The sequence below is a fragment of the Pseudooceanicola sp. NS-SX9 genome, from assembly GCF_057380705.1.
In genome coordinates, this window is the sequence record NZ_CM170818.1 from 1,325,762 (window position 1) to 1,351,676 (window position 25,915).

General features: G+C 68.5%; 25 protein-coding genes and 1 tRNA gene. 8 read left to right on the plus strand and 18 right to left on the minus strand.

Annotation, left to right across the window (positions count from 1 at the left end):
- The first annotated feature begins 10 nt into the window (after nucleotides 1-10).
- The gene (locus tag AC2ITM_RS06275) at nucleotides 11-1,582 is read left to right on the plus strand and encodes a bifunctional metallophosphatase/5'-nucleotidase (RefSeq protein ID WP_486468967.1); all 1,572 of its coding nucleotides are present in this window, start codon (nucleotides 11-13) and stop codon (nucleotides 1,580-1,582) included.
- A gap of 16 nt (nucleotides 1,583-1,598) precedes the next feature.
- Here the strand turns inward: AC2ITM_RS06275 and AC2ITM_RS06280 are convergent, their stop codons facing one another.
- Nucleotides 1,599-2,108, minus strand: coding sequence for a DUF4405 domain-containing protein (locus AC2ITM_RS06280; RefSeq protein WP_486468968.1), 510 nt, complete (start codon nucleotides 2,106-2,108; stop codon nucleotides 1,599-1,601).
- Between the two features lie 160 nt (nucleotides 2,109-2,268).
- Between AC2ITM_RS06280 and AC2ITM_RS06285 the strand changes: the two genes are divergently transcribed.
- The 4 genes from AC2ITM_RS06285 to AC2ITM_RS06300 are packed head-to-tail and all read left to right on the plus strand — an operon-like array spanning nucleotide 2,269 to nucleotide 4,064.
- Entirely contained in the window at nucleotides 2,269-2,577 is a 309-nt protein-coding gene (locus tag AC2ITM_RS06285) for a DnaJ family domain-containing protein (protein WP_486468969.1), read from the plus strand.
- Nucleotides 2,578-2,581: 4 nt separating this feature from the next.
- On the plus strand, nucleotides 2,582-3,289 hold the full coding sequence (locus AC2ITM_RS06290; protein WP_486468970.1) for an SOS response-associated peptidase: 708 nt from the start codon (nucleotides 2,582-2,584) through the stop codon (nucleotides 3,287-3,289).
- Between the two features lie 40 nt (nucleotides 3,290-3,329).
- Entirely contained in the window at nucleotides 3,330-3,686 is a 357-nt protein-coding gene (locus AC2ITM_RS06295; RefSeq protein ID WP_486468971.1) for an ElaB/YgaM/YqjD family protein, read from the plus strand.
- A gap of 6 nt (nucleotides 3,687-3,692) precedes the next feature.
- Nucleotides 3,693-4,064, plus strand: a complete 372-nt coding sequence (locus tag AC2ITM_RS06300; RefSeq protein WP_486468972.1) for a phage holin family protein — start codon at nucleotides 3,693-3,695, stop codon at nucleotides 4,062-4,064.
- Nucleotides 4,065-4,120: 56 nt separating this feature from the next.
- Here the strand turns inward: AC2ITM_RS06300 and AC2ITM_RS06305 are convergent.
- From AC2ITM_RS06305 to AC2ITM_RS06320, 4 genes are all read right to left on the minus strand, one after another.
- Nucleotides 4,121-4,194: transfer RNA gene (locus tag AC2ITM_RS06305), tRNA-Gly, on the minus strand.
- Between the two features lie 113 nt (nucleotides 4,195-4,307).
- Entirely contained in the window at nucleotides 4,308-5,606 is a 1,299-nt protein-coding gene (locus AC2ITM_RS06310) for a TRAP transporter large permease (RefSeq protein ID WP_486468973.1), read from the minus strand.
- A 16-nt stretch (nucleotides 5,607-5,622) separates the two neighbouring features.
- Nucleotides 5,623-6,159, minus strand: coding sequence for a TRAP transporter small permease (locus tag AC2ITM_RS06315; protein WP_486468974.1), 537 nt, complete (start codon nucleotides 6,157-6,159; stop codon nucleotides 5,623-5,625).
- On the minus strand, nucleotides 6,156-7,178 hold the full coding sequence (locus tag AC2ITM_RS06320) for a TRAP transporter substrate-binding protein (protein WP_486468975.1): 1,023 nt from the start codon (nucleotides 7,176-7,178) through the stop codon (nucleotides 6,156-6,158). Before AC2ITM_RS06320 ends, AC2ITM_RS06315 begins: the two co-directional genes overlap by 4 nt.
- A 161-nt stretch (nucleotides 7,179-7,339) precedes the next feature.
- Here AC2ITM_RS06320 and AC2ITM_RS06325 point away from each other — a divergent pair, with 161 nt between their 5' ends.
- Entirely contained in the window at nucleotides 7,340-7,816 is a 477-nt protein-coding gene (locus AC2ITM_RS06325; protein ID WP_486468976.1) for a MarR family winged helix-turn-helix transcriptional regulator, read from the plus strand.
- A 5-nt stretch (nucleotides 7,817-7,821) separates the two neighbouring features.
- Here AC2ITM_RS06325 and AC2ITM_RS06330 read toward each other — a convergent pair whose 3' ends face one another.
- The 13 genes from AC2ITM_RS06330 to AC2ITM_RS06390 form a co-directional block, all read right to left on the minus strand.
- Nucleotides 7,822-8,319 (minus strand): flavin reductase family protein, encoded by a 498-nt coding sequence (locus tag AC2ITM_RS06330; RefSeq protein ID WP_486468977.1) that lies wholly within the window; start codon nucleotides 8,317-8,319, stop codon nucleotides 7,822-7,824.
- A gap of 2 nt (nucleotides 8,320-8,321) precedes the next feature.
- The gene (locus AC2ITM_RS06335) at nucleotides 8,322-9,272 is read right to left on the minus strand and encodes a PDR/VanB family oxidoreductase (protein ID WP_486468978.1); all 951 of its coding nucleotides are present in this window, start codon (nucleotides 9,270-9,272) and stop codon (nucleotides 8,322-8,324) included.
- Between the two features lie 240 nt (nucleotides 9,273-9,512).
- Complete coding sequence (locus AC2ITM_RS06340) at nucleotides 9,513-10,271, minus strand: SDR family NAD(P)-dependent oxidoreductase (RefSeq protein WP_486468979.1); 759 nt, start codon at nucleotides 10,269-10,271, stop codon at nucleotides 9,513-9,515.
- Nucleotides 10,271-10,765, minus strand: coding sequence for an aromatic-ring-hydroxylating dioxygenase subunit beta (locus tag AC2ITM_RS06345; protein WP_486468980.1), 495 nt, complete (start codon nucleotides 10,763-10,765; stop codon nucleotides 10,271-10,273). Before AC2ITM_RS06345 ends, AC2ITM_RS06340 begins: the two co-directional genes overlap by 1 nt.
- A complete protein-coding gene (locus tag AC2ITM_RS06350; protein ID WP_486468981.1) occupies nucleotides 10,762-12,039 on the minus strand; it encodes an aromatic ring-hydroxylating oxygenase subunit alpha in 1,278 nt (425 codons plus the stop codon). Before AC2ITM_RS06350 ends, AC2ITM_RS06345 begins: the two co-directional genes overlap by 4 nt.
- Nucleotides 12,040-12,048: 9 nt before the next feature.
- Entirely contained in the window at nucleotides 12,049-12,576 is a 528-nt protein-coding gene (locus AC2ITM_RS06355) for a nuclear transport factor 2 family protein (protein WP_486468982.1), read from the minus strand.
- A 4-nt stretch (nucleotides 12,577-12,580) separates the two neighbouring features.
- Entirely contained in the window at nucleotides 12,581-12,940 is a 360-nt protein-coding gene (locus AC2ITM_RS06360) for a hypothetical protein (RefSeq protein WP_486468983.1), read from the minus strand.
- A gap of 93 nt (nucleotides 12,941-13,033) precedes the next feature.
- Complete coding sequence (locus AC2ITM_RS06365) at nucleotides 13,034-14,182, minus strand: acyl-CoA dehydrogenase family protein (protein ID WP_486468984.1); 1,149 nt, start codon at nucleotides 14,180-14,182, stop codon at nucleotides 13,034-13,036.
- On the minus strand, nucleotides 14,179-15,345 hold the full coding sequence (locus AC2ITM_RS06370; protein ID WP_486468985.1) for an amidase: 1,167 nt from the start codon (nucleotides 15,343-15,345) through the stop codon (nucleotides 14,179-14,181). The genes AC2ITM_RS06365 and AC2ITM_RS06370 overlap by 4 nt, the downstream gene beginning before the upstream one ends.
- Before the next feature lie 143 nt (nucleotides 15,346-15,488).
- Complete coding sequence (locus AC2ITM_RS06375; protein ID WP_486468986.1) at nucleotides 15,489-16,259, minus strand: class II aldolase/adducin family protein; 771 nt, start codon at nucleotides 16,257-16,259, stop codon at nucleotides 15,489-15,491.
- Complete coding sequence (locus AC2ITM_RS06380) at nucleotides 16,259-17,272, minus strand: ketopantoate reductase family protein (protein ID WP_486468987.1); 1,014 nt, start codon at nucleotides 17,270-17,272, stop codon at nucleotides 16,259-16,261. The genes AC2ITM_RS06375 and AC2ITM_RS06380 overlap by 1 nt, the downstream gene beginning before the upstream one ends.
- A gap of 222 nt (nucleotides 17,273-17,494) precedes the next feature.
- A complete protein-coding gene (locus tag AC2ITM_RS06385) occupies nucleotides 17,495-20,830 on the minus strand; it encodes a molybdopterin cofactor-binding domain-containing protein (RefSeq protein ID WP_486468988.1) in 3,336 nt (1,111 codons plus the stop codon).
- An 87-nt stretch (nucleotides 20,831-20,917) separates the two neighbouring features.
- Entirely contained in the window at nucleotides 20,918-21,409 is a 492-nt protein-coding gene (locus AC2ITM_RS06390) for a (2Fe-2S)-binding protein (protein ID WP_486468989.1), read from the minus strand.
- A gap of 317 nt (nucleotides 21,410-21,726) precedes the next feature.
- Here AC2ITM_RS06390 and AC2ITM_RS06395 point away from each other — a divergent pair, with 317 nt between their 5' ends.
- Both AC2ITM_RS06395 and AC2ITM_RS06400 read left to right on the plus strand, forming a co-directional pair.
- Nucleotides 21,727-23,526: an ABC transporter transmembrane domain-containing protein gene (locus AC2ITM_RS06395; protein ID WP_486468990.1), complete on the plus strand. Its 1,800-nt coding sequence runs from the start codon at nucleotides 21,727-21,729 to the stop codon at nucleotides 23,524-23,526.
- A gap of 246 nt (nucleotides 23,527-23,772) precedes the next feature.
- On the plus strand, nucleotides 23,773-25,662 hold the full coding sequence (locus AC2ITM_RS06400; RefSeq protein ID WP_486468991.1) for an acyl-CoA synthetase: 1,890 nt from the start codon (nucleotides 23,773-23,775) through the stop codon (nucleotides 25,660-25,662).
- Nucleotides 25,663-25,915: the final 253 nt, after the last annotated feature.

The window sequence follows — 25,915 nt, forward strand, 5'->3', positions numbered from 1 at the left end:
GATACTCGCGATGGCTTACCGTCTTCTGGCTTCGGCCGCGATCCTGGCGCTGAGCACCAGCGGCGCGATGGCCGACTATGCCCTGACCATCCTGCACACCAACGATTTCCATTCCCGGTTCGAGCCGATCTCGAAATACGACAGCACCTGCGGGCCCGAGGACGACACGGCGGGCAAGTGCTTTGGCGGTTCGGGGCGGCTGGTGACGGCGATCCGAGAGGCCCGGGCGCGGGCCGGAAATTCGCTGCTGGTGGATGGCGGGGACCAGTTCCAGGGCACGCTGTTCTACACCTACTACAAGGGCAAGCTGGCGGCCGAGATGATGAATGCCGAAGGCTATGACGCGATGACGGTGGGCAACCACGAATTCGACGACGGCCCCGAGGTGCTGCGTGGTTTCATGGATGCGGTGCATTTCCCGGTGCTGATGTCGAATGCGGATGTCAGCGGGGAGCCGCTGCTGTCGGACAAGCTGAAGAAATCCACCGTGCTTGAGGTCGGCGGCGAGAAGATCGGCCTGATCGGCCTGACCCCCGAGGACACCCATGACCTGTCGAGCCCCGGCCCCGGCGTGCAGTTCACCGATCCCGTCGCCGCCGTGCAGGCCGAGGTCGACCGCCTGACCGCCGAAGGCGTCAACAAGATCGTCGTGCTGTCGCATTCGGGCTACAATGTCGACAAGCGCGTGGCGGCGGGCACCACCGGGGTCGACGTGATCGTCGGCGGCCATACCAACACCCTGCTGGGCGAGATGAAGGGCGCCGAGGGCCCCTATCCGACGATGGTGAACGGGGTGGCGATCGTCTCGGCCTATGCCTATGGCAAGTTCCTGGGCGAGCTGAACGTGACCTTCGACGATGCCGGGCAGATCGTCTCCGCCACCGGCGCGCCGCTGCTGATGGACGCGGCCGTGGTGCAGGACAGCCCCACCATGGCGCGTATCGCCGAGGCCGCCAGGCCCCTGGACGAGATCCGGGCCAAGGTGGTGGCGCAGGCGGCCGCGGCCATCGACGGCTCGAAGGACAGCTGCCGGGCGGGGGAATGCGCCATGGGCAATCTGGTGGCCGATGCGCTGCTGGCGGCGACGGCGAAAGAGGGCGCGACGATCGCCATCACCAATGGCGGCGGGCTGCGGGCCTCGATCGACGCGGGCGAGGTGACGATGGGCGAGGTGCTGACCGTGCTGCCGTTCCAGAACACCGTGGCGACCTTTGACGTGACGGGGGCGCAGCTGGTCGCAGCGCTGGAAAACGGTGTCAGCCAGGTGGCCGACGGGGCGGGGCGGTTCCCTCAGGTTTCGGGGATGAAATTCTCGTTCGATCTGCGGCAGCCGCCGGGGGCGCGGGTGTCCGGGGTGATGGTGAAGGCGGACGAGGCCTGGGTGCCGGTCGATCCCGCCGCCACCTACCGCGCGGCGACCAACAATTTCGTCCGCAGGGGCGGCGATGGCTATGACATGTTCGTGGATGCGGCCAATGCCTATGACTATGGGCCGGACATGGCGGACACGACCGCGGCCTATCTGGCCGCGAATGCCCCCTACACGCCCTATACCGATGGCCGCATCGCCGAGGTGAAATGACCTTGGCCGGGCGGCGTCAATGCGCGCCGCCCGTACCCAGCGACAGACCCAGGATGGTGTTGCGTGCGGCGGTGTCGCCGCCCGACAGCTGGGCGACCGTGGCCTGGGCGGTGGCATCCGCAAAGCCCGCGGCCTGCAGTTTCGCGACCAGCGTGTCGGCCGGTACGCCCGCGATCTGCGCCAGCGCCGAGACCGGCGCCCGCCCGAGCGCCCCGAAGAGCATCCCGGGATTGACGCCCGGGGCCTGGCTGGCGGGGGCGAAGCTGACCGAGGTGGCAAGGGTGACGACGACACCCGCCAGCAGGATCGCAGCGGCGAGGGGCTTCTTCAGATAGGCCTTGGCGGGGCGCCAGTTGGTGGCAATGTGGAAGAAGGCCACGGCGAAGACGCCGAAGCCGATCCAGATATGGGCCCAGCGGGACCAGCTGCCGCCGGCGTGGAAATAGAGCACGACCCCGGTCACGGCGGTGACGAGGAAGGTGGCGGCGGTCAGCGGGGTTGCCCATTTGCGCAATGCGAGGGTCATGTCGGGGTCTCCTGGCGGAATGATGGCTGTGACACGCTCACGAAGCCGTGTTCCGTCGCGATGTCATGGGCAAAAGACCGGATGCGGCGGCCTGTCGCGGCTGTTGTGTCATGCATATTTGTGGAAAGATGAAAGCAGGACTTGGGGGCAGGAGGCGCCGATGGATCATCCTCTGATCGATCTGATCAATGCGCGGATCGCCGCGGCCGAGGCCGAGGGGGCATTTGACAACCTGCCTGGGGCGGGGCGGCCCTTGCCGGAGGTCGACGACCCGGAGAATGCGTTGCTGAACCGGCTGGTCCGCGAGGCGGGCGGGGTGCCCGAGGCGGTGTCGCTGACGCGCGAGCTGGCGCGGATGCGCGAAGAGCTGCGCGAGGAGGGCGACAGGACCCGGCGCCGGGCGCTGATGCAGGAGATGTCGATGATGGAGGTGCGCATCGCCATGGCCCGCAAGGCCTGGGAGAGGTAGCGCCATGTGCGGGCGATTTGCCACCACGCTGCCTCAGGATGCGATGGCGCGGCTGTTTGCAGCGGCGCCCGACAACGATCTGCCGCCGGTGCCCGATTTCAATGTCTGCCCGACGGTGCAGATCGCCGTGGTGCGGGCCGGAACGGGCGGGCGGCGGCTGGTGTCGATGCGGTGGGGGTTCGTGCCCGGGTGGTACAAGGCGCTGTCGGGCGGGCCGCTGCTGATCAATGCCCGCGCCGAGACCATCGCCGAAAAGCCCGCCTTTGCCGAGGCCTGCCGGACGCGGCGCTGCCTGATCCCGGTGGCGGGCTTCTACGAATGGCACCGCGAGGGCGCGGCGCGGCTGCCCTGGTTCCTGCGGCGGCGCGACGGGGCGCCTCTGGTCATGGCGGGGATCTGGCAGGACTGGCAGGGGGGCGCGACCTGCGCCATCGTCACCTGTGCGGCCAACGGGGTGCTGGCGCCGATCCATCACCGGATGCCCGTGATCCTGGAGGAAGGCGACTGGGGCAAGTGGCTGGGCGAGGCGGGCCATGGCGCGGCGCGGCTGATGCGGCCCGCCGGGGACCCGGTGCTGGAGGCCTGGCGGGTGGGGCAGGCGGTCAATTCCAACCGCGCCTCGGGGGCCGGGCTGATGGCGCCTCTGGTCGAACAGGCGGGAACATCCGGCGATCTGCCGCGTTGCATCGGTGACGGTCCTGCGGTTCAGTGAACCTGACGCGGGGCAGCACCACTCAGACCAGGAGGGTATCATGGCAACGGCAAACGGTTCGGCAGCCAATGGCAAGGCAACGGCGGCCAAGGCAGCGGCAGAGGTGGAAAGCATGACGATCCAGGAACAGCTCGAGATCCTGCGCAAGGACGTGGCGGCGCTGAGCCAGTCTCTGGGCGCCTACAGCAAGGCACAGACCGAGGCGGCCGCGGCCACCGCGCGTTCGAAGGCGGAGGAGCTGCGGGCCGAGGCCGAGGCGGGCCTGCACGAGGTCGAGGAGCGCGCCCGCCGTGCCTATGCTGGGGCCGAGGCGAAGGTCCAGGAAAATCCCGGTGCCGCGGTGGCGATCGCCGGCGGCGTGGGCTTTCTGATCGGCCTTCTGATGTCGCGCCGCTGAGGTCTCATGTTCGGATCCCTGCGCTATTCCATCGACCGGGCGCTACGGCGCGCGGGCTATTCCATCGGCGGGATCGTCTTTCTGCTGGTGGGGCTGGTGTTCCTGACCATCGCGGCCTGGATGTTCCTGTCGCAGCTGCGTGACACGCTGTTCGCGGCGCTGGTCATCGGCTGCGTCTATGCGGGGATCGGTCTGATCCTGCTGTTCCTGGGCAGCCGCGGGCGGCCGGTGCCGATGGCCCATCCGGTGGGCGCGCCGCCGCCTTCGGCTGCTAGCATGGCGGGGCTGATCACGGCGCTGATGCAGGGCGTGGGCGCGGGCATGGCCGCGGGGGCCGCGAAACGGGGGGCGAAAGAGCCGCCGCCGCCGCCGTGCTGACGGACAGCAGAACGCGCCTTCGGGCGCGTTTTTCGTCTGCGGCTGGGGGAGAGACCTGGAGCGGGTAGACGGAATCGAACCGACATAACCTGCTTGGAAGGCAGGGGCTTTACCATTAAGCTATACCCGCTCGGGTAGGCAGAGGGATAGGCGAGGCGGGGATCAAGGTCAACCGGATTCGCGGCCCCCCGAAACGGAAAAAGGCCCGCCGGTTGGCGGGCCTTTTCGTGTCAGGCGGGGCGCTTACATGGAATTGGGCAGCACCAGCACCAGCCACGGCACGAAGATCAGCAGGGCGATGCGCACCACGTCCATGGCGATGAACGGCGTCAGCCCCGAGAAGATCGTCTTCAGTTCCACGTCCTTGACGACCGAGCGTAGCACGAAGGCGTTCATCCCCACCGGCGGCGTGATGTACGAGATCTCGGTGATCACGACGACGAAGATGCCGAACCAGATCAGGTCGAACCCCTGGGCGGCGACGACCGGGTAGAAGATCGGCACCGTCAGGGTGATCATCGACAGCCCCTCCAGCACGCAGCCCAGCACCAGGTAGATGACCAGCACGGTCAGGATGGTGGCATAGGGCGAGGTGCCGAAGTAGTTGATGAAGGCCTGCATGTCCGCCGTCATCCCCGAAAGGTTGACGTAGTTGGTGAAGGTCAGCGCCCCGAACAGGATGAAGAACATCATGGCGGTGGTCTTGGCGGCGTCGAACAGGGTGCGGAAGGTCGAACTGATGCTGAACTTGCCCGACAGGATCGTCAGCAGCAGCGCGCCACCCGCCCCCATGCCCGCACTTTCGGTGGGGGTGAAGACGCCAAGGTAGATGCCGCCCATCACGAAGACGAACAGGATCAGCGCCCCCAGCGTGCCCTTCAGCGCGGCCAGGCGTTCGGACAGGGGCAGCTTTTCCTCGACCGGCATTTCCAGGCCCTTCAGGCGGACGCTGATCACCACGGCGATGGTATAGCCGATGATGCCGATGATGCCGGGGATGATGCCCGCCAGGAACAGCTTGCCGATGTCCTGCTGGGTCATGATGCCGTAGAACACCAGGATGACCGAGGGCGGGATCAGGATGCCCAGCGTGCCCCCCGCCGCGATCGAGGCCGTCGACAGATCATCCGGGTAGCCGAACTTGCGCATCGAGGGCAGCGAGATGCGGCTCATGGTGGCGGCGGTGGCCATCGACGATCCGCAGACCGAGGAGAACCCGCCGCAGGCGATCACCGTGGCCAGCGCCAGCCCACCCTTGCGGTGGCGTAGCCAGGCATGGGCGGCATTGTAGAGGTCCTGCGCGATGCCCGATTGCACCACGAAGTTGCCCATCATCAGGAACAGCGGCAGCACCGACAGCGAATAGCTGCGCCCCTGGTCGAAGAAGGTGGTGCCCAGCAGCGACAGGGCGGGCGTCCAGCCGATGATCGACACGGTGCCCAGCACCCCGATCAGCGTCAGCGCGATCGAGATCGGCAGGCCGATCAGCAGCAGGGCGAACATCACGACGATGCCAACGGGCCAGGAAGAGAGAATGTCCATGGGAAAGGTCGTCCTGTCAGGAACGCAGCGCGCGCTTGAGGTCGCGCACCGCCACGTAGAGCGTGATCGCGATCGACACCGCCGCACAGACCGAACACAGCCAGGCGAAGGGCGCGACCGGGATCCGCAGCGAGTTGGTGACGCCGTGATAGCTTGCGATCTGGTCTCCGTAGACCCAGACGCGCCAGGTGATCAGCCCGATCACCCCGGCCGAGACCAGCGCCAGCACCGCCTTGCGGATCGGATGGATCCAGTCGGGCATGTGCGAGGTCAGCAGATCGACGGTGACATGTTCATCATCCAGGCACACCGCCGGCAGGCCGATGTAGATGACCGACACCAGCAGCATCTCGGTCAGTTCGGTGGCGCCGATCAGCGGGTGGTCGAAGATGTAGCGGCCGATGACGTCGATCACGGTCAGCGACATCATCACCAGCAGCAGTACCCCGCAGACCGCCGCCAGCGCGCGGCGGGGCCAACGGGCATGTCCGGGACCCGGAGACGTAGACGCCTCCGGGCCGCGGGCGAAATGATCCGCGGGTTGCGGTTTCATTCCTGCTCGGCCTCGACCTTGGCCACTTCCGACTTCATCATGTCGTAGGCGGCCTGGGCATCGACGCCCGTTTCAGAGACTTCCTTCAGTTTCGCATCGACCACCGGCTGCAGCTCCTTGGTCCAGGCGGCCATCTGGGCGTCGGTGGCGGGGTGGATGGTGATCTTGCCTTCCATCGCCTTCTTGCCCTTGGCGTCCTGGGCATCCCACATCTTGCCGGCCATGCGGGCCAGGGCCTCGCCGGTGACGCCGTCGATTTCCTTCTGCTCTTCCGGGGTCAGCGCATCCCACTTGGCCTTGTTCATCACCACGTAGAACGAGGTGTTGTAAAGGCCGCCGGGCACGTCCACCGCATCGGTCAGCTGCGGGATCAGGCCGAAGAAGTTCACCGATTCATAGGGGAAGAAGATCCCGTCGGCGACACCCTGGCTGAGCAGTTCGTAAGCCTTGGACGAGGGGCCTTCCACCGGCACCGCGCCCAGCGTTTCCGCGATGGTGTTGATGATGCCGCCGCCGACGCGCATCTTGGTGCCCTGCAGCAGGTCGGTCGAGGCCGGGTCCTTGCCCTTGACGAAGATCTCGCCCGGGCCATGGGTGAAGACGCCCAGCACATGCACCTTGTCGTATTCGCCGGCGTTCTTCAGCATGGCGTCCCAGGTCCGCCAGTACGCGACCGAGATCGATTCCGCGCTGTGGCCCAGGAAGGGCAGCTCGGCGATGTTGGTGGTCTTGAAGCGGCCGGGCGTATAGCCCTGCACGCCGAAGGTGATGTCGGCGACACCGTTGACGGCAAAGTCGAAATGCGCCGCCGGCGGCCCCAGGGGGGCGGGCAGCAGGCTGGGGACGACCTCGCCGTGGGTGGCTTCCTTGATCTGGTTGATCATCGGCACGATCACGTCCGAGACCAGCGGGTGCGAGGGCGGCAGCCAGTTGGCGACGGTCAGCTTGGTTTCGGCCGAGACCGGCGCGGCCAGCACGAGGCCCGCCACTGCCGCGAGGGTCAGTTTCTTCATCAGCATGTGAGTTCCCTGTCGTATGGTGGTTTGGTGATCAGTTGAGAGAGATTGTGCGACTCTTCACGTGAACTTTCTTATTTTTCTCTGGCTCGTGATAGCCCCGTCATCCAGAACTTGAAACATCAGGCACAGAACCTGCTGCGATGGACGAGAAAAGAGGCAAGATGACCGACAGTCCCGAAAAGGACGCCGACGCGGCGGAAATGGAGGCGCGATTCCGCAAGCAGGACTGGCCTTACTACTGGATCACGCGGACCTCGGCGCGTTATTTCCTGGCGATGGAAAAGCGGCTGAAACCCATCGGCCTGGACGTGCCGCGCTACCGGGTGCTGATGTCGCTTTTCGAGGACGACCACCTGTCGGTCAGCGAGATCGCGGATTTCTGCATCATCAAGCTGAACACGGCGACGAAGATCATCCAGCGCATGGTGGCCGACGGTCTGGTGACGACCCGCCCGCGCCCGACGGATGCCCGCGTGACCGAGGTGACGCTGACGCCGAAGGGGGACGCGCAGCGCAAGAAGGCGCGGGCGATCGCCTCGATGGTCTTCGAGCACAGCTTTCCCGATCTGACCATGGACGAGCAGCAGGTGATGAACGACCTGCTGGAGCGCGTCTTCAACCGGCTTGGGGAACTCTGACCGCATCAGCCCGCCTTCAGGGGATGGCATGCCCTTCCGAACCAAATGAGTGTTTCCGCGGCGCCGTTTTGGAGGTCCATGGCGCGGACCTGGCAGAAGATGACGGTGTGGGATCCGACCTCGGCGGTTTCGGTGATCTCGCAGTCGAAGGCGACGGGGGCATCGTCGAGGACCGGGGCGCCGGTGGCCAGCGTCTTCCAGCGGGCGGCGGCAAAGCGGGCGTCCATCTCGCCCTTGGCGAAGGCTGTCGACAGGGGCTGGTGGCGCTCGGCCAGCAGGTTCACCGCGATGCGGCCATTTTCCAGGAAAGCGCCATGCGCGCGCGCCGCGCGGTTGACGCAGACCAGCAGCGTCGGCGGCTGGTCGGTGACCGAACTGACCGCCGAAGCCGTCATTCCGAAGCGCCCGGCGGGCCCGTCGGTGGTCAGCACCGTGATTGCGGCGCCAAGGCGCGCCATGCCTTCGCGGAAGGTGGCGATGTCGGGGGAAAGATCCTGGGTCATGGTCACAGGTCCAGCACCAGTTTTGCGGAACAGGCACGCGAGCAGCACAGGCACATCTCGGTGTTGTCGGCCTTTTCTTCGTCAGTCAGGAAGTGGTCTCGGTGATCGGGGGTGCCCTCCAGCACGTCGGTCACGCAGGTGCCGCAGATGCCTTCCTCGCATTTGACCTCGATCTTGATACCCTCGCGGGCCAGGGCCGCGACGATGGTTTCCTCGGGGGCGACCGTCACCGTGACGCCGGATTGCGCGCATTCGACCTGGAAGCTGGCGCCGGTCACGTCGACCTCGGCCGAGAAGTATTCGCGGTGCACATTCGCGCCCGTATGGCCCATGGCGGTGGCGGCGGCGATGAAGTGCTCCATAAAGCCCTCGGGGCCGCAGATGTAAAGATGGGTGCCGGCGGCCGGGGCGGGCAGCAGCGCCGCCGGGTCCAGGCTGCGGACGCCGTGGTGCAGATGCACGTGACCGGCGAAGGGCGGCTTGTCCAGCAGATCGGTGAAGGCGGTGCAGTCGGGCGCGCGGGTGCAATAGTGCAGCTCCCAGTCGGCGCCGGAGGCCGACAGCTCATGCGCCATGGCCAGCATCGGCGTGACCCCCACGCCGCCGCCCAGCAGCACGGTTTTCGCCGCCGGAACAAGGGCAAAGTGGTTGCGCGGGCCGGTGATCTGCACCTTGTCGCCAACCTTCAGCCGGGCATGCAGCGCCTCGGATCCGCCGCGCGAGGCCGGGTCCTTCAGGATCCCCAGCTGCCAGGCGGACCGGTCGGCGGGATCGCCCGCCAGGGAATATTGCCGCCACAGCGCGTCGGTGCCGGGCACCAGGATGTCGATATGGGCACCGGCGGTGACGGCGGGCAGGGGCGCGCCCGTGGGGTCGGCCAGGGTCAGCTGCAGGATGTCGCCGCGGTCGTCCCGGCGCGCGCTGACGGTGAGAGAGAGAGGGGTCTCGGTCATCTTGGTCCTTCGCGCCCGGAGGGCGCAATTTTCGGGCGCGCCGGAGGCGCAATGTTCGGGCGCGCCGGGGGCGCGGTGTTTGGGCACGCCGGGAGGGCGCAAGTGTCAGCTGCCTCCGAAGCGACGCGTGGGTCGGACCGCCGGAGGCGCCCTGGGTCGTCACACCCGCAGGGGGCAGGGCGGGCAGGGTCGTCACGCCCGCGGGACGGGGCCGAGGCATTCGCCCCCGTATGGATCCCTTCAGCGCATGTAGAGGCCGCCGTTGTAATCCCAGCAGGCGCCGTTGACGAAGGCCGCGGCGGGCGAGGCCAGCATCGCCACCATCTGCCCGACAAAGCCCGGATCGCCCAGCCGCCCGACGGGGATGTTCTTCAGCATCTGCGGCATGTTCTCGCCCACCAGCGCATGCACCATCGGGCTGTCGAGCGGCCCGGGAGAGAGGCAGTTGCAGGTGATGCCGTATTGCGCCAGATCGCGGGCAAAGACCTTGGTCAGGGTCATGATGGCGCCTTTCGAGGCCGCGTAATGCGCCCCCGTGGTGGTGCCGCCGTTCTGGCCGGCAAGGCTGGCCATGTTGATGATCCGCCCGTAGCCCCGTTCGATGAAGTGGCGGGCAAAGATCTGGCTGCCGGCAAAGACGCCGCCCGCATTGATCCCCATGACGGCGTTGAAATCCGCCGGATCGATCTGCATCAGCGGCTGGGCGCGGGTGACGGCGGCATTGTTGACCAGCACCTCGACCGAGCCCCAGCGATCCACGACCTTGTCCAGAACCTCCTGGAAATCCGAAGGTTTCGACACGTCGAGCGTCGCCGTCAGCGCCAGTTCGGACGCCAGGTCCAGCTCTTCGGCCAGGCGGTAGGTGGCATCGCTGTCGATGTCGGTCAGGATGACCCGGAAGCCCGCGCCATGCAGCGCGCGGGCGATCTCGGCCCCGACGCCGTTGCCGGCGCCGGTGATCACGGCCGTCTGGGTCTGCAGCGGAAGCGGCGCGGCCATCAGAACAGGTAGCTGATCGAGGTCAGCATCCCATCGGCATTGAGCAGCCGCACCACCTTGCCGGCGATCTTCAGCCCGTCTTCGGTGGCCACCAGATCATGGGTGACATTGGCGGCAAACAGGCGCTGGCGGCCGAACTTGTCCTCGACCACGTGCATGGCGTGGCGCAGGGTGATGCGGCCCGGCGCCTGGTCGGTGATCACGAAGCGCGACAGGGTGCGGATGCATTGCGCGGGCGGCGCGGCCGAGATCGAAAAGCCCCCCGACAGGCGTGCCGCGCGCATCTTCCGCATCTCGGCATTGTCGTAGACGATGTTGAGGGAATTGGCGAAATCCTCGGTCTGCACGTCGGTGGGGATGACGTACATGCCGTCCTCGGTCCACAGCGGCAGCCAGGCCTGGTAGTCGTGGCGATCCAGGATGTCGGCCTCGGCCCACAGGAACTGTACCGCCTGGTCCAGGGTGATCTCGGTATCGGTCATGACGTCCTTCATGCCATCATCTCCTTCCACTTGGCATAGGCCGCGCGCATCCCGGTCTCGGCCGAGATATCGCCCACGGGCAGGCCGTTCTTGCTGTCCTTTTCCAGGCCCAGGCCGCGGTGGACCATGACGTCCAGATCGCCGCCGCCGGCCGAGCCGCGCTGCACGCGTTCCCAGACCTCGGCATCATCGGGGCTGCCAAAGCCCATCGGGCCCTGGAAATGCTCGTGCAGGCGCATCCGCATCTGGTTGGCCTCGGCCGGGCCGCCGTCCATGCCGAGGGCGACGTGGCGGATCTCGGTCTCGGTGACGGAGACGGGGCGCAGCACGCGGAAGAACGACAGCGAGCAGCCGACATTGGGGAAGAGGTTCAGGTTGAAGCCGCAGCCGCCGACCGCGCGGACGATCTTGCGCACCTGCGCGTCGTCATAGCCCTGGGCCGCGATGCTTTCGGCCAGATCCCTGAAGCGTTCGGGGATCGGCGCATCAAGATTTTCATCCAGATCAATCAGTTCCGGCATCATCACCATGACCGAATGGCCATTGCCCAGATCCTCGACATAGCCGTCGTCGTCATCCATGAAGGAGAACGTCTCGTTCGCCTCGCCATCGAGGGACTGCAGGAAGGACTTGTGGACGATCGGGAAGTGGTAGGCGTCGGTGGTGTTTTCCAGCTGGATCTTCCAGTTCATCGGCACCTTGAACTGATGCTCGCCCAGCACCTTCACCGGGAAGCCGCCGCCCTGTTTCATGAACAGCTCGATCCAGGGTTTCGCGTTGCCCAGGAAGTCTTCCAGCGGTTCGACGTCGAAGTTGAACGAGGCAAAGATCATGCCGCAGAAGATGCCGACCTTCAGGGGTTTCAGGCCCATCTGGGACTTGTCGAACTCGCCCGAGTAGCCCTCGGGGTAGGGGATGGCGCGCAGGCTGCCATCGAGCGCATAGCCCCAGCCGTGGTAGGGGCACTGGAAGGACGAGGTCTTGCCCTTCTTCACCTCGCAGACGGTGGCAGCGCGGTGGCGGCAGCGGTTGACGAAGACATGGACCTCGCCCTTGCGGTCGCGCGAGATGATGACGGGCTGCTGGCCCACCCAGGAGAGCTTGAAGTTGCCCTTGCCGGGGACCTCGCTTTCATGGCCGACCCAGACCCAGGTCGACTGGAAGATCTTCGTCATCTCCTCGTCGAAGATCGCCGGATCCTCATAAAGCGGCGTCGCAACGCGGTCGCCCTTCGCAAGATCGCTGTAATCGGGGGCGGGCCCGGTCGGAAAGGTTTCTAGGGGCATCTTGGCTCCTCAGGTCAGGGCGGTGGCGGCGGGTTGCGGGATCTGGACCGGCTGGTTCCAGGCGCCAACGGGCCGGGCATAGAGGTTCTCGGTCTGGAAGACAGCCATGCGCCACAGGCCCTCTTCCTGCTCGAAGCGGATGGTCAGGCGGGCGGCCATGACAAAGCTTTGCCCGTCGTGGAAAGTGGGCGTCTGCAGCATGATCCAGCGGCCCTCGCAGGCGGTGCCGTCCCAGGTCAGCGCCTCGGAGGTCAGGAAATGCGCGTTCGAGGCGAAATGCGGCGGGCTGGTGCAGAAGCGGCCCAGCCAGTCGGTGATGGCCCGGCGCCCGTGATGGGCGCCGAAGTCCTTCGCATAGCGGTCGCCCGCGCCGCCCCAGACCGCGCCTTCGGTGAAGAGCGCGCCCAGGGCGTCGAGGTCGGTCGCGCCATCGAGCCGGTCGCAGATGTCCATGTAGTCGGACAGGCAGCGGCGGATCCGGGCTTCGGCCTCGAGCCGGTCGAGGCGGGCCAGGATGTCGGGGATCGCCTCGGTCATCGGATCACAGGTCCGGGATTTCGAGCGCGCGGCCCATGCGGGCCTCGACGGTCATGTATTTCCACAGCCGGTCGTTGCCTTCGCCGACGACGATGGTGCGCAGCAGGTTGCAGGCGGCCTGGACGGTTTCGCGGTTGGGGAAATCGGCCATGATGTACCAGGTGAAGGGGAAGCCCTGCGAGGCACCGACAAAGGTCTGGTCATCGTCGAAGGTGCCGACGATCTGCACGCCGTCCAGCTTGGCGATGCCCGACATCAGTTCCTGCGTGGCCTTCCAGACCGGGCCGATCTGGTCGAAGGGCAGCTGGAAGAAGGCGGCGTGGTTGTTGAAGCACAAGAGCGTGCGGAGGGGGGGCTGAGACATGGGTTTGGTCCTGTTCCTTGGGGCGGGGGTGGGGGCGCTGCCCCCCTTGGCCTGCGGCCAATTCCCCCCGGCATATTTGGGGAAAGATGAAGGTTACGGGTAGCCGGGCGGGGTGGGCTGGGCGAACATGCCGGCGCCGGCGGCGGTCCAGGTGCCGGAGTTCATGAAGGCGTGCTGGGCGACGCAGGCGGCATCGACCATGCAGCGGCCCAGCGGATGGCCCGCCATCATCGCGCCCGAGCCGCCTATGACGAAGGCCATGCGGGCGGCCTCGGCCGCCTGGTGGGCGGCCTGGGTGGCGACCAGGCGCAGGCGGATGCGGGTGTCGGGGGTGACATCGCCCGCGGTCTGCATCTGGTGCCAGGCGTCCTCGATCACGTCGTAGAAATGCGCGCGGGCACCGCCCAGGATCGCTTCGGCCTTCGCGAGGTCGCTCTGGATGTAGGGGCGCTGGCCGGGGTTCGGTGCGCCGGTGATCGAGGCCTTCTGGGCGGCGTCGGATTTCACCCAGTCGAGCGCTTCGCGGGCGGTGCCAAGGCCCACGACCGCCAGCACCTGCGCGGCCAGGGCCATTGCCGGGTAGCGGAAGATCGCGTCATCCATCTGCGGGGCCGAGCCGCGCACGAAGGTCCAGTCCATGTCGACCAGCTTGTCCTCGACCACCACGTCATGAGAGCCGGTGGCGCGCAGGCCGATGGTGTCCCAGGTCTGGTCGATGGTGACCTGATCGGCGGGGAAGATGGCGGATCGGGGCAGCGGCGTGGCCTCGCCCTCGATCCTGATGCCGACGCCGATCAGCGAGGCCCCCATCGAGCCCGAGCACCAGGGCCAACGTCCCGAGACGCGCAGCCGGTCGCCTTCCTGCGTGGCCTTCTGGGGCGGGAACATGGCGCCGGCGAAGACGGTGTTCGGATCGCGGCCGTAGATCGCCTTGAAGGTGGCGGGCGGCAGGGCGGCCAGATAGGTCGAGGAGACGCCGAAGCTGGCCACCCAGCCGGTCGAGGCATCGGCGGCCGAGATCGTCTCGATCAGGCGGCAGAAGGCGGCGGGCGACAGGGCATCGCCGCCGAAGCGTTCGGGCACGAAGGCGCGGTAGCAGCCGACGGCCTGCAGTTTCGCCACCATGTTGCGGGGCACATGGGCCAGGTCGTGGAAATCGGCGCGGCGGGCGCGGATCTCGGCCAGCACGGCATCAAGCGTGACGGCCGGGCTTTCGGCCGGGATATCGGCGAGGGCGGTCATGCGGTCTCCTTTTCGGACAGGCGCAGGGCGATCCATTCGGCCAGGGCGCACAGCATCGCGTCGCTGCCCTTGGGGCCCACCAGCTGCAGGCCTGCGGGCAGGCCCGAGCGGGTCAGGATCGGAACGGTGAGGGCCGGGTGGCCGGTGAGGTTGAAGGGCCGCACGTAACGCGACAGCGGCAGGATGTTCATCGGGTCCTGCGCCTCGTCCCAGGTGGGGGGCACGACCGGAAGGGTGGGGGTGATCAGCGCGTCGCAGCCGGCAAGGGCGGCATCGGTTTCGGCGGTGAAGGCCCGGCGGGTGGCTTCGGCTTCGGCGATCTGGGCCGGGGTCGTCTCGCGCGCTTTCAGGATACGGGCGCGGACATCGGCCCCGAGGCTGGCGTTCGACAGGGCAAGGGCGCCCAGTTCGGTCGCCATCTCGGCGTTCATCAGGGTCATGCCGGCGGCAAAGGCCTGGGCGAGGCCCGGCAGGGTGATCTGGACGAAGGGGCCAAGGGCGGTGACGGCATCTGTGACGGCCTGGGCGATCTCGGGGGTGGTGGCGGGATCGCTGACCAGGGTCAGGCGCGGCGCGGTGGGGCGCGGCGCGGTGCGGAAGGTCGGGTCCATCGCCGCCATGGCGCGGGTCAGCAGGGGGGCGCTGGCGGCCAGCGGCCCCACGCAGTCGATCGAGGACCCGACCGGCAGCGCGCCGTCGCGCGGGATCCGCCCGAAGCTGGGCTTCAGCCCGAAGACACCGCAGCAGGCGGCGGGCTGGCGCACCGATCCGCCGGTATCCGTGCCGATGGCGAAATCGACCGTGCCACTTGCCACCAGCGCCGCACAGCCCGAAGAGGATCCGCCGGGGATGCGCGCGGGCCAGCGCGGGTTTTCGGGCGTGCCGGTATGGGCATTGGCGCCGGTCATGCCGAAGGCCAGCTCATGCATGTTGGCCTGCCCGATGATGTGGCAGCCGGCCTCCAGCACCTGCTCCACCACGGCGGCATGGGCGCTGGCGGGCGGCGCCTCCTCAAAGGCGGCCGAGCCCGCTCGGATCGGCAACCCTTTGATGGCCAAGCATTCCTTGACGGCGACGCGCAGTCCGTCGGCTGGGCCCAGGTCCAGATCGCGGGTCATGGCAGCAGCGGCACTCGGGGTCAGCGGGGAAGAGTCGCGGGGCATGGGGCGCATCCTTATTTGCGTGAATATTACCGCAATATCCCGCCAAGCCTCAGGGAAAACCGACGAGGCGGGGCGGAAAAACGTGCCTTGGCACGTTTTTTGCGCATCTCCGGGCCTCGATGGCCCGGGGATGCGCTCTTCCCTCAGGCCGAGGCGCCCACGTAGTTCGGATCGCGCTTCATCTTGCGGACCATGGCGTCGAACAGCAGCGTGGCGAAGCCGGCATTGTCCTTCAGGCGCTGCGCATCGGCGGCGCATTTCGCCTTGATCTCTTCCGGCAGGATCGAGTTCGGACCCGGGATCGAGGATGCCGCACACTGGATCTCGGCGGCGCGCTGCACGGTCCACAGCAGGAAGAAGGTCAGCGGAATGTCGGCCTCGCAGACGGCGATGCCGTGGTTGCGCAGCACCAGAACGTGTTTTTCACCCAGGCTCTCCAGCATCCGCGCCCGCTCGTCGTCGTAGATCGTGATGCCTTCGAAGGTGTGATAGGCCACGCGCCCGTACAGCTGCGCGCCATAGAAGCTGTCGTGGTCGATGCCGAAGCCCTTCATGGTGATCGCGGAAATCGGCGTCGTATGCGTGTGGGCCACGCAGCCCACATCGGGGCGATGCTCGTGGATCACGCCATGCAGGGCGAAACCGGCGGGGTTCGGTTTGTATTCACTTTCACGTTTCAGCTTGCCGTCAACACCCACCACCAGCAGGTTTTCGGGGGTCACCTCATCGTAATGCAGCCCCATCGGGTTCACCAGATAGGCATGCTCCTGGCCGGGAATGCGCACCGAGATGTGGTTAAAGATCAGCTCGGTCCAGCCAAGGTAGCTAACCAGGTGGTAGAAATCCGCAAGCTGCACGCGCAGCGCGTCTTCCGTCATGCCGGCAAGCGGGTCGGTCTTGGTTTGCACGTTCATCACAGGACTCCTTGGAAGGGGGATGACTTGGGGGCGGCCGGGCGGGCCTGCAGATCGGCTTCCAGCTCGGCCACCAGTCGGGTGGTTTCGGGCATGGCGATGGCGCGGGCGCGGGCCAGTTCCAGCGGCGCATGGGCAATGGGGGCCAGTTCCAGCGGGCGCCCGGCCAGCCGGTCCTGCAGCATCGAGGTCCGGAAGGCGCCCGCACGCGCCATGGCGGTGGGCAGTTTCGCGGCCACGTCGATCTCGCAGCCCCAGGCGCGGGCCAGGGTCTCGGTCTCGGCGGCGACAGCCACCGCGCGGGCGCACAGGTTGGGATCGGCGGCAAGATCGGCCAGCGTATGGCCGGTCAGGGCCGACAGGGTGTTGGTCGACAGGTTGATCGCCAGCTTTTCCCAGACCAGCGGGCGGATGTGGTCGGCGCGGTCCAGCGCGATGCCGGCGGCGGTCAGCTCGTCCGCCAGATCGACCGGGCGGGGGCCGTTCGGCGTGGTCGGCCCAAGCGCCAGCTTGTGCGGGATGGTCGAAACCACCGTGCCGTCCTCGTCAAAGCCCGCGGTCATCATGGTGACGGATCCGACGATCTGGTCAAAGGGCACCATCTCGAACAGCCGACCCTCGGGATCGACGGCATGGATCGGGTGGCCCAGATCATCGAAGAACCACCACGGAATGCCGTTGACCAGCGGCACCACGCGGGTCTCTGGGCCCATGCCGGCCAGGTTCTGCCGCAGCGCCGGCTCGATCGCCTGGCCCTTGACGCAGACGAACAGCACCGACACCGGCGCCTCCAGCCGATCCGTCACCCGCAGGTCCTGCGGCACGCCCAGGGTGAAGGCGCCGCCCAGATCGCGGCAGGCCAGCCCGTCCTTTTGCAACTGCGCCAGCCGCGCGCCACGCGCCACCAGCGTCACGTCCGATCCGGCGCGGGCCAGCAGCCCCGCCAGCATCGAGCCGATGGCCCCGGCGCCGAGGATCGCGATGGCAGGTCTCTGGGGCAGGGCTTGGGGCATGGGGCTGCTCCTGTTGGCGTCCCGCGACGGGGGCTTCATTAGGTGATTTTGAAGATAAATCCGACTCGCACCTTCCCCGCAATCTTAGCCTTGCCCCCGGGGCGGCAAGATAGGGGAAAAATCCCGTATTGACGAAAATACAGGCGAAGGCGGCCCGGCCGCGCCCTGCGGCTGCCCAAGGATCGGGCAGCCGGGCGGGATCGGCAGCGGGTCAGGCGGGGATCAGGGCCAGACGGGCAGGTCGGGGGCGTAGCGGGCGCGCAGGGCGCGTGCCAGCGCCGCGATGTCGCTGGAGGACAGCTCGGCGGCAAAGCCCGGCATGTCGCGCAGGTTGGTGCCAAGGGGCGGCCTCAGGCCGTCGCGGATGACCTTTTCCGCCGTCTCGGAGGTCGGCGCGCGCAGCGCCGGGCTGAGGCTCAGCGGCGCGCGGGCCGCGCTTTCCATGCCCTCGAAGGCCGGTTCGTGGCAGCTGGCGCAGGCGCTGTCGAAGATCCGGCTCATCCGGGTGGCGGGGGCGGCGGCGGGCACGGGGGCCGGGGCCGGCGCCTGCGTGGACAGCGTCGCCAGGTAGGCGGCCATGGCCTTGCGGTCGGCCTCGGGCAGCTGCGCGGTGCCCGCGATGACCTCGGCCATGGGCCCCGAGGCCGAGGCATGGCCCGCAGCCGTGCCGCTTGCCAGATAGGTTTCCAGCGCCTCGGTCGTCCAGGCGGTGGCGGTGTCGCCCGCCAGCGCCGGGGCGTACCAGCCGTTCACCGTCGCCCCCGCCAGCGCCGTCGTTTCGGCGCCCAGGGCATTGCGGGGGCTGTGGCAGGCGCTGCAATGGCCCACGCCGTCGACCAGATACTTGCCACGTGCCAGCAGGTCCTGCGGCACCTCGGCCGTCGTCGCGGCAGGCCGGTAGAGCGCATTCCACGCGCCAAGGGCGGCGCGCGGCACCGGGATCTGCGCCTTGGGCGTTTCGGCTCGCACGGGATCGAGGGTGCGCACATAGGCATAAAGCGCGCTCAGGTCCGAGGGGGCCATCTTCGCGAAGGAGGTATAGGGGAAGGCGGGAAAGAGGTTGTGGCCGTCGCGGCTGATGCCGCGGGTCATGGCGCGGACAAAGGCGGCTTCGGACCAGCGGCCCAGCCCGGTTTCGGGATCGGCGGTCAGGTTGGTGGACCAGACGGTGCCGAAGGGCGTTTCGATGGGCTTGCCGCCCGCATTGGGCGCGCCGCCGGGCGCGGTATGGCACGAGGCGCAGTTGCCAAGCGCAAAAAGCGCCTGACCGCGCGCCAGCACCTGCGGATCGGCGCTGACCGGGGTGGCGCCCGCGGGCAGGGCGCGGTGCAGCGGCAGGGCGATGGCGCCCAGGCCCAGGGTCGCGGCCAGCCCCAGACCGGCGGCCAGCCAGCCCTTGCGGGGCGCGCGCGGCCGCGACGGCGGCAGGGCGGGCGGCGGCGCGGCGTGGCCCAGTTCCGCGCGCAGCTTTTCGGGGCTGAAGGGGACCTGCCGCATCCGCACGCCCGTCGCATCGAAGATCGCGCTGGCGATGGCGGCGGCAGCGGGGACGGCGGCGCTTTCGCCGACGCCCAGCGGCGGGTCCTCGGGCCGGGCGATCAGCATCGTCTCGATCGGCGGCACCTCGGGGAAGGTGGCGATCGGGTAGTCGGCCCAGCTTTCGGTGGTCACGCGGATCTCGTCGAAGGAAACCTCTTCCTTCAGCACCCGGCTGGCGGTCTGGATGACATTGCCGTGGATCTGGTGGCGCACGCCCTCGGGGTTGATCGCCAGCCCCTGATCCTGACCGACGAAGACGCGGGTCAGGGCGACCTCTCCGGTGTCGGTATCGACGCTGACATCGACCACCCAGGCGGCCGAGGCGGCAGCGGTGCCGGGGAAGGGCCCGTGCACATAGGTGGCAAAGGCAAAGCCGCGGCCATAGGCCATGCGACCGGCGCGTTTCATCCGCGGCGCGGTGGCGGGCTGCCATCCGGCCTGGTCGGCGGTCTTGCGGATCAGCTCGGCCTGGCGGGGATCGTCGATGTGGCGCAGGCGGAAGGCCACGGGGTCCTCGCCGGCCTCAAGCGCCAGCTCGTCGATGAAGCTTTCATGGGCGAAGGTGTTGGGCAGGGCCGAGACCCCGCGCATCCACGAGGCGCGCAGGATCGGTGCCATGTCGTGGACGGTGATGTCCTTGTGGGGGATCCGGTAGGGCGGCACGATGGTGCGGTCGCCCATGTCGGCGGGGCGCGGTTCGGGGGTGATGCGCCGGGTCAGCAGCAGCGCCAGGTTTGGCCCCCGGTTCGAGGGATACCAGCTGTCATAGCGATAGGCGTGGAAGCTGTCGTCCTTCAGCCCGCCGGTCACTTCCATCAGCTGGGCGGCGCCTTTCGGTTCCCACAGCGTCTCCTGCGCGCGGGTCAGCTGGACGCGGACCGGACGGCCGGTGGCGCGCGCCAGCAGCAGCGCATCGCCCGCCACGTCATCGGCACAGTTGCGCCCGTAGCAGCCCGCGGCCTGGTGGCGGCGGATCTCGATCTGCTCGGGGGGCAGGCCCACCAGCAGCGCCAGGTCGCCGCGCAGCATGTGGGGGTTCTGAGTGCCGGACCAGACGACGGGGCGGCCTTCGTGCCAGTCGGCCACCGCGCAGGACGGCCCGATCGAGCCATGCAGCTGCCAGGGCCAGCTATAGCGCCGCGTCAGCACGGTGTCGGAGGCGGCAAGGCCCGCCTCGATATCGCCGCTCTGGTCGAGGCGCCGGGGCGTCGAGGGCTGGGATTTCAGCCCCTCCGCCAGATCCGAGACATCGGGCAGCGCGGGCGGCAGGCGCCAGTCGACGGGCAGGGCCTCGGCGATGGCGCGGGCCTGGGCCGCGGTTTCGGCCAGCACCGCAAGAAAGTCGCCCTCTTGGTGCAGGCCGAGGTAGCCGGGCATCTGCGCGACGGCGGTTTCATCCCAGGACAGCAGGCTGTGGCCGATGAACGCGCCCGAGTCGCGTCCCGCATAGGGCGGCCGGATGACATGGCCGTGGATCATCCCCGGCAGGTCGACATCCTGGATGTAGACATGGGTGCCGGTCAGCTTGGCGGTCAGGTCGACCCGGGGGGCGTGGTGGCCGACGATGCGGTACTGCGCGGGGTCCTTGACCGGGGTCGCGGGATCCAGATCCAGCGTGACGGCGGCGCCCGACAGCAGCGCCGCATAGGGCAGGGCGGTGCCGTTGAGGTGTGCTGCACCTTCGGCCGTGGTGATGTGCCCGGGCGCGGTGTTGAGGCGCAGGGCCGCGGCCGCGACCAGCCAGGCGCGGGCCTGGGCTGCGGCCTGGCGCAGGGGCCGGGCGGCGATCTGGATCGTCTCGGAGGCGATGGTGGGGCCCTGGTCGGGGGTGCGCGCCGTATCGCCCAGCACGATGGTGACAGAGGCGAGGGGCAGGTCCAGTTCCTCGGCGACGATCTGGGTGAGGGCGGTCTCGATCCCGGTGCCAAGGTCGACGTGGCCGTTGTAGCCGGTGGCATGGCCTTCGGGGGAAAGTGTCAGGTAGGGCGTGCCGCCCTGCTGGATGGTCAGGGCGGTCATCGGCGGGTCCGGTGGAGAGGGGGGCAGGGGGCGCTGCCCCCCGCGGCCCGTGGCCGCGTCCCCCGGCATATTTGGGGAAAGATGAAATCAGTCACCCCGGGCCTCCTGCAGGCGGCGGGCGGCGAGGGTGGCTGCCGCCAGGATCTCCTGATGGGTGCCGCAGCGGCAGAGGTTGTGGCGCAGCGCGGCGCGGATCTGCGGTTCGGTGGCGTCGGGGTGGCGTTCGAGAAGCGCCGTGACGGTCATCACCATGCCGTTCAGGCAGTAGCCGCATTGCGCGCCCTCGGCGTCGCGGAAGGCCTGCTGGACGGGGTGCAGGGCGCGGGTCTGCGGATCGGCGAGGCCTTCGAGGGTGCGGATCGGCTTGTCCTGCACCTGGCCCAGCCGCAGGGTGCAGGCGCGGGCGGGAAGGTCGTTCACCAGCACCGTGCAGGCGCCGCATTGCGCCATGCCGCAGCCGTATTTCGCGGCCCTGAGGCCCAGGTCATCGCGCAGCACGTCCAGCAGAAGGCGGTCGGGGTCGGTCAGCAGGCGGCGGGGCTGGCCATTGACCTGAAGCTGGATTTCGCGGGCAGTCACGGGCGTCTCACGCACAGTTGTTCTTTCGGGCGGGCCGGGCGCGGAACCGCGCGGCCGGGGCTGGTCGGGCCAGTCTGGCGTGCCGGGGGCGGTGTTTCCAGCCCCGTTGAGGCCCGGGAAAGCCGTTGCGGGGCAATCTTTCGCGGGATCGGGGGCGGCTGCGCAAGGAACGGGCAGATTGTTTGTGTAGAAGTGATCTTGCGGTGGTTGTCCCGGCGTCATGATCTTCTGCAGGGAGAGTGCCGGGCGGGTTGACCGCGCGGGGTTGTATATGCATGAAGCCCCTGCCCATTCGGGGCCCTGAGGAGGTGGCGCAATTGGCCCGCAGACCCAAGACTGATCCCGCAGCCCTTGATCGCGAAAGCTCCCGCCGGGTGCGCGCGCTGGCGGAGCTGTGGCCGTTCCTGAAACCCTACCGTCTGCTGATGGCGGGGGCGTTGCTGGCGCTGATCCTGACGGCTTCGGTGTCGCTGGTGCTGCCGGTGGCGGTGCGCCGGGTGGTCGATCACTTCGATGCCGATACGGTGGCGATCCTGGACCAGTATTTCGGCGCCGCGATCGGCATTGCCGCGCTGCTGGCGATCGGCACCGGGCTGCGCTATGGGCTGGTGACGGTGCTGGGCGACCGGGTGGTGGCCGACATCCGCAAGGCGGTCTTTGGGCGCGTCATCGCCATGAGCCCCGCCTTCTACGAGCGCACCATGACCGGCGAGGTGCTGAGCCGGATCACCACCGACACCACGCTGATCCAGTCGGTGATCGGGTCTTCGGTGTCGATCGCGCTGCGCAACACGCTGATCTTCTTTGGCGGCTTCGCGATGATGCTGCTGACCTCGGCCAAGCTGACGGGGCTGGCGCTGCTGATCGTGCCGCTGGTGGTGGTGCCGATCCTGACGCTGGGGCGGCGGCTGCGCAAGCTGAGCCGCGAGAACCAGGACTGGATCGCCGAAAGCTCGGGCAATGCGAGCGAGGCGCTCTTGTCGGTGCAGACGGTGCAGGCCTTCACCCACGAGGGGCTGAGCCGGGCGGCCTTCGACAAGGTGACCGAGCGCAGCTACGATTCCGCCGTGCGGCGGATTCGGACGCGGGCGGTGATGACGGTGATCGTGATCTTCCTGGTCTTTGCCGGGGTGGTGGGCGTGCTGTGGATCGGCGCCCATGACGTGCGCGCGGGCGGCATGAGCACCGGGGCGCTGCTGCAGTTCGTGATCTATTCGGTGATGGTGTCGGGCTCCGTCGGGGCGCTGAGCGAGATCTGGGGCGAGCTGCAGCGCGCAGCCGGCGCCACCGAACGCCTGGTCGAGCTGCTGACCATCGAGGACAGCGTGCAGGATCCGGTCGAGGCGCTGCCGGTGCCGTCGCCGGTGACCGGCGAGATCCGCTTCGAGGACGTGACCTTCTTCTATCCCTCGCGGCCCTCGGCGCCGGCGCTGCACGAGATCAACCTGACGATCCGGCCCGGCGAGACGGTGGCGGTTGTCGGCCCTTCGGGGGCGGGCAAGTCGACGCTGATCCAGCTGATGCTGCGGTTCTATGATCCGGTGGCGGGGCGGGTGACGTTGGATGGCGTGGCGCTGGACCAGATGGCGCGGAGCGATTTCCGCCGTTCGGTGGCGCTGGTGCCGCAGGATCCGGTGATCTTTGCCGACAGCGCGCGGGGCAACATCCGCTTTGGCTGGCCGGGGGCGTCGGATGCCGATGTGGAGGCCGCGGCAAAGGCGGCGGCGGCGCACGGGTTCATTTCCGCGCTGCCCGAGGGCTATGACAGCCCGCTGGGGGAACGCGGCGTGATGCTGTCGGGCGGCCAGAAGCAGCGGATCGCCATTGCGCGGGCCATCCTGCGCGATGCGCCGGTGCTGCTGCTGGATGAGGCGACAAGTGCGCTGGATGCCGAGAGCGAGCGCGCGGTGCAGGGGGCCATCGACACCCTGGCCGAGGGTCGCACGACGATCATCATCGCGCACCGTCTGGCGACCGTGAAGAAGGCCGATCGGATCGTGGTGATGGAAGCCGGCCGCATCGTGGCGCAGGGCACCCACGAGGAGCTGGTGGCCGAGGGCGGGCTGTATGCCCGGCTGGCGCGGATGCAGTTCACCGACGGATCCGTCGCGGGCTGAAATGGCTGGCCGGGGGGCGGGCCTTGCTCGGGCCCCTTGCGGGGCCGTCGCGCGGCCCTGCCCGTCCCCTTGGGGGACGGGCATCGCCCCGCCGGTCCCGTGGGGCTGGTGACGGCAGGTGTTTCCTTTTCATCGCGGCCTGTTAAGGTGGTTCTGCACGGCAGGGTTGTGGGGTGTTTCCCCGGGGCCTTCCGGGCCGGCCGGCCTTGTCCGTCCGACATGGGGAGGACATGAAAGGGAGGAGTCATGACCTTTTCAGGTGTGCCTGACGCGATCAGGCTGACCGCCGAGATGCCCTGGGCGGAGCGCGACGTGCCATCCACGCTGCACCGGATGCTGGCCGCCACGGCGCAGGCCTTTCCGGCGCACAAGGCGGTGTCGTTCCAGCTGCAGTCCGGGCCGAAGGATCGGATCCACACGCTGAGCTGGGCCGAGCTGCATGACCGCGCGGTGCAGGCGGCGAACCTGTTCCGCAGCCTGGGTGTGGGCCCTGACGACACGGTGGCGCTGATCCTGCCGAACTGCCTTGAGACGGTGGTGGCGACGCTGGGCGGGATGATCGCGGGCCGCGTCAGCCCGATCAACCCGCTGCTGGAGCCCGAACACATCGCCGCCATCCTGCGCGAGAACGAGGCCCGCGTCGTCGTCACGCTGAAAAGCTTTCCAAAGGCCGACGTGGCGCAGAAGGCGGCCGAGGCGGTGCGCCATGCGCCCTGCGTGCAGACCGTGCTGGAGGTTGACCTGATGGGCTATCTCTCGCCGCCGAAAAGCTGGATCGCGGGGCTGATGCGGCCCGGGCCCGGCCCCGATCACCATGCCGATATCCGCGCCTTCGGGGCGGAACTGGACCGGCGCGGCCGGCGGCTGGATTTCGACGACCCCGAGGAGGACCGCATCGTCGCCCTGTTCCATACCGGGGGCACCACCGGCGTGCCGAAGGTGGCGCGGCATCTGGCCTCGGGGGTGGTCTACAACGCCTGGATCGGCACGACGCTGCTGTTTGACGAGAACGACAGCATCATGTGCCCGCTGCCGCTGTTCCATGTCTTCGCCTGCCAGGTGATGCTGATGGGGGCCTGCATGTCGGGGGCGCATATCGTCTTCCCGACCCCTGCGGGCTATCGCGGAGAGGGCGTCTGCGACAACCTGTGGAAGCTGTGCGAACGCTACGGGACGACCTTCCTGATCGCGGTCCCGACGGCGATCTCGGCGCTGATGCAGCGGCCGGTGAATGCCGATCTGTCGGCGCTCAAGCTGGCGTTCTCGGGGTCGGCGCCGCTGCCGAAGGAGCTGTTCCGCCGCTTCGAGGAGGCGACCGGCGTCACCATCCTGGAAGGCTACGGCCTGACCGAGGCCACCTGCCTGGTGTCGTGCAACCCCGACGAGGGGCCGCGCAAGCATGGCTCGGTCGGGGTGCCCTTCCCCTATACCGAGGTGCGCATCTTTGACCACGACAGCGACAGCCTGCGCGAATGCGGCCCCGACGAGGTCGGAGAGATCTGCATCGCCAGCCCCGGGGTCTATCCCGGCTCGACCTATACGGAGGCGGCGAAGAACCTTGGCCTGTTCCATCAGGAGCGGTTCCTGCGGACGGGCGATCTGGGGCGGCTTGATCCCGAGGGCTACCTGTTCATCACCGGCCGCAAGAAGGACCTGATCATCCGCGGCGGCCACAATATCGACCCGGCCGAGATCGAGGAGGCGCTGCTGGCGCATCCGGCCGTCGCCTTCGCGGGGGCCATCGGCCAGCCCGATGCGCGGGCGGGCGAACTGCCCTGCGCCTATGTGGAACTGGTTCGCGATGCCACCGTCACCCCCGAGGATCTGATGGCGCATTGCGCGCGCCACGTCCACGAACGCGCGGCCCGTCCCAAGCATGTCGAGATCCTGCCCGCCCTGCCGAAGACCGCCGTGGGCAAGGTCTTCAAGCCGGGGCTGCGGCAGATGGCGATTGCCCGGGTGCTGAATGCCGAGCTGTCGAAGGCGGGCATTGCCGCGCAGGTGACGGCGGTGGTCGATGACCGCAGGCAGGGGCTGACGGCGCTGGTCGCCCCCGCGCCCGGTGCCGACGAGGCCGCGATGGCCGCGCTGCTGGGCCAGTTCGCCGTGCCCTGGCGCCGCGCGGTGGCGGTGTAGCCGCCGGGCCGGTGCCGCACCCCGGGGGCAGGGCCACCGCGGAAGGGGCTGCAGCAAGGGGCGGAAGCCGCCCTGGAAGGGCGCGCTGCGCGGGCGCCGGAAGCCACCGCGGAAAGGGCCCGAAGCCAGCCCGTCGCCGAGGCCCCCGGGACCTTCGGTCGTGCTGCAGCCTGTGCTTCGGTCTGTGACCGGCAGAGCGGTGATGCGGAAGGGGCCAGGCCCCGGCGGTACGGGGCGCGCAGGGCGGGCCTTG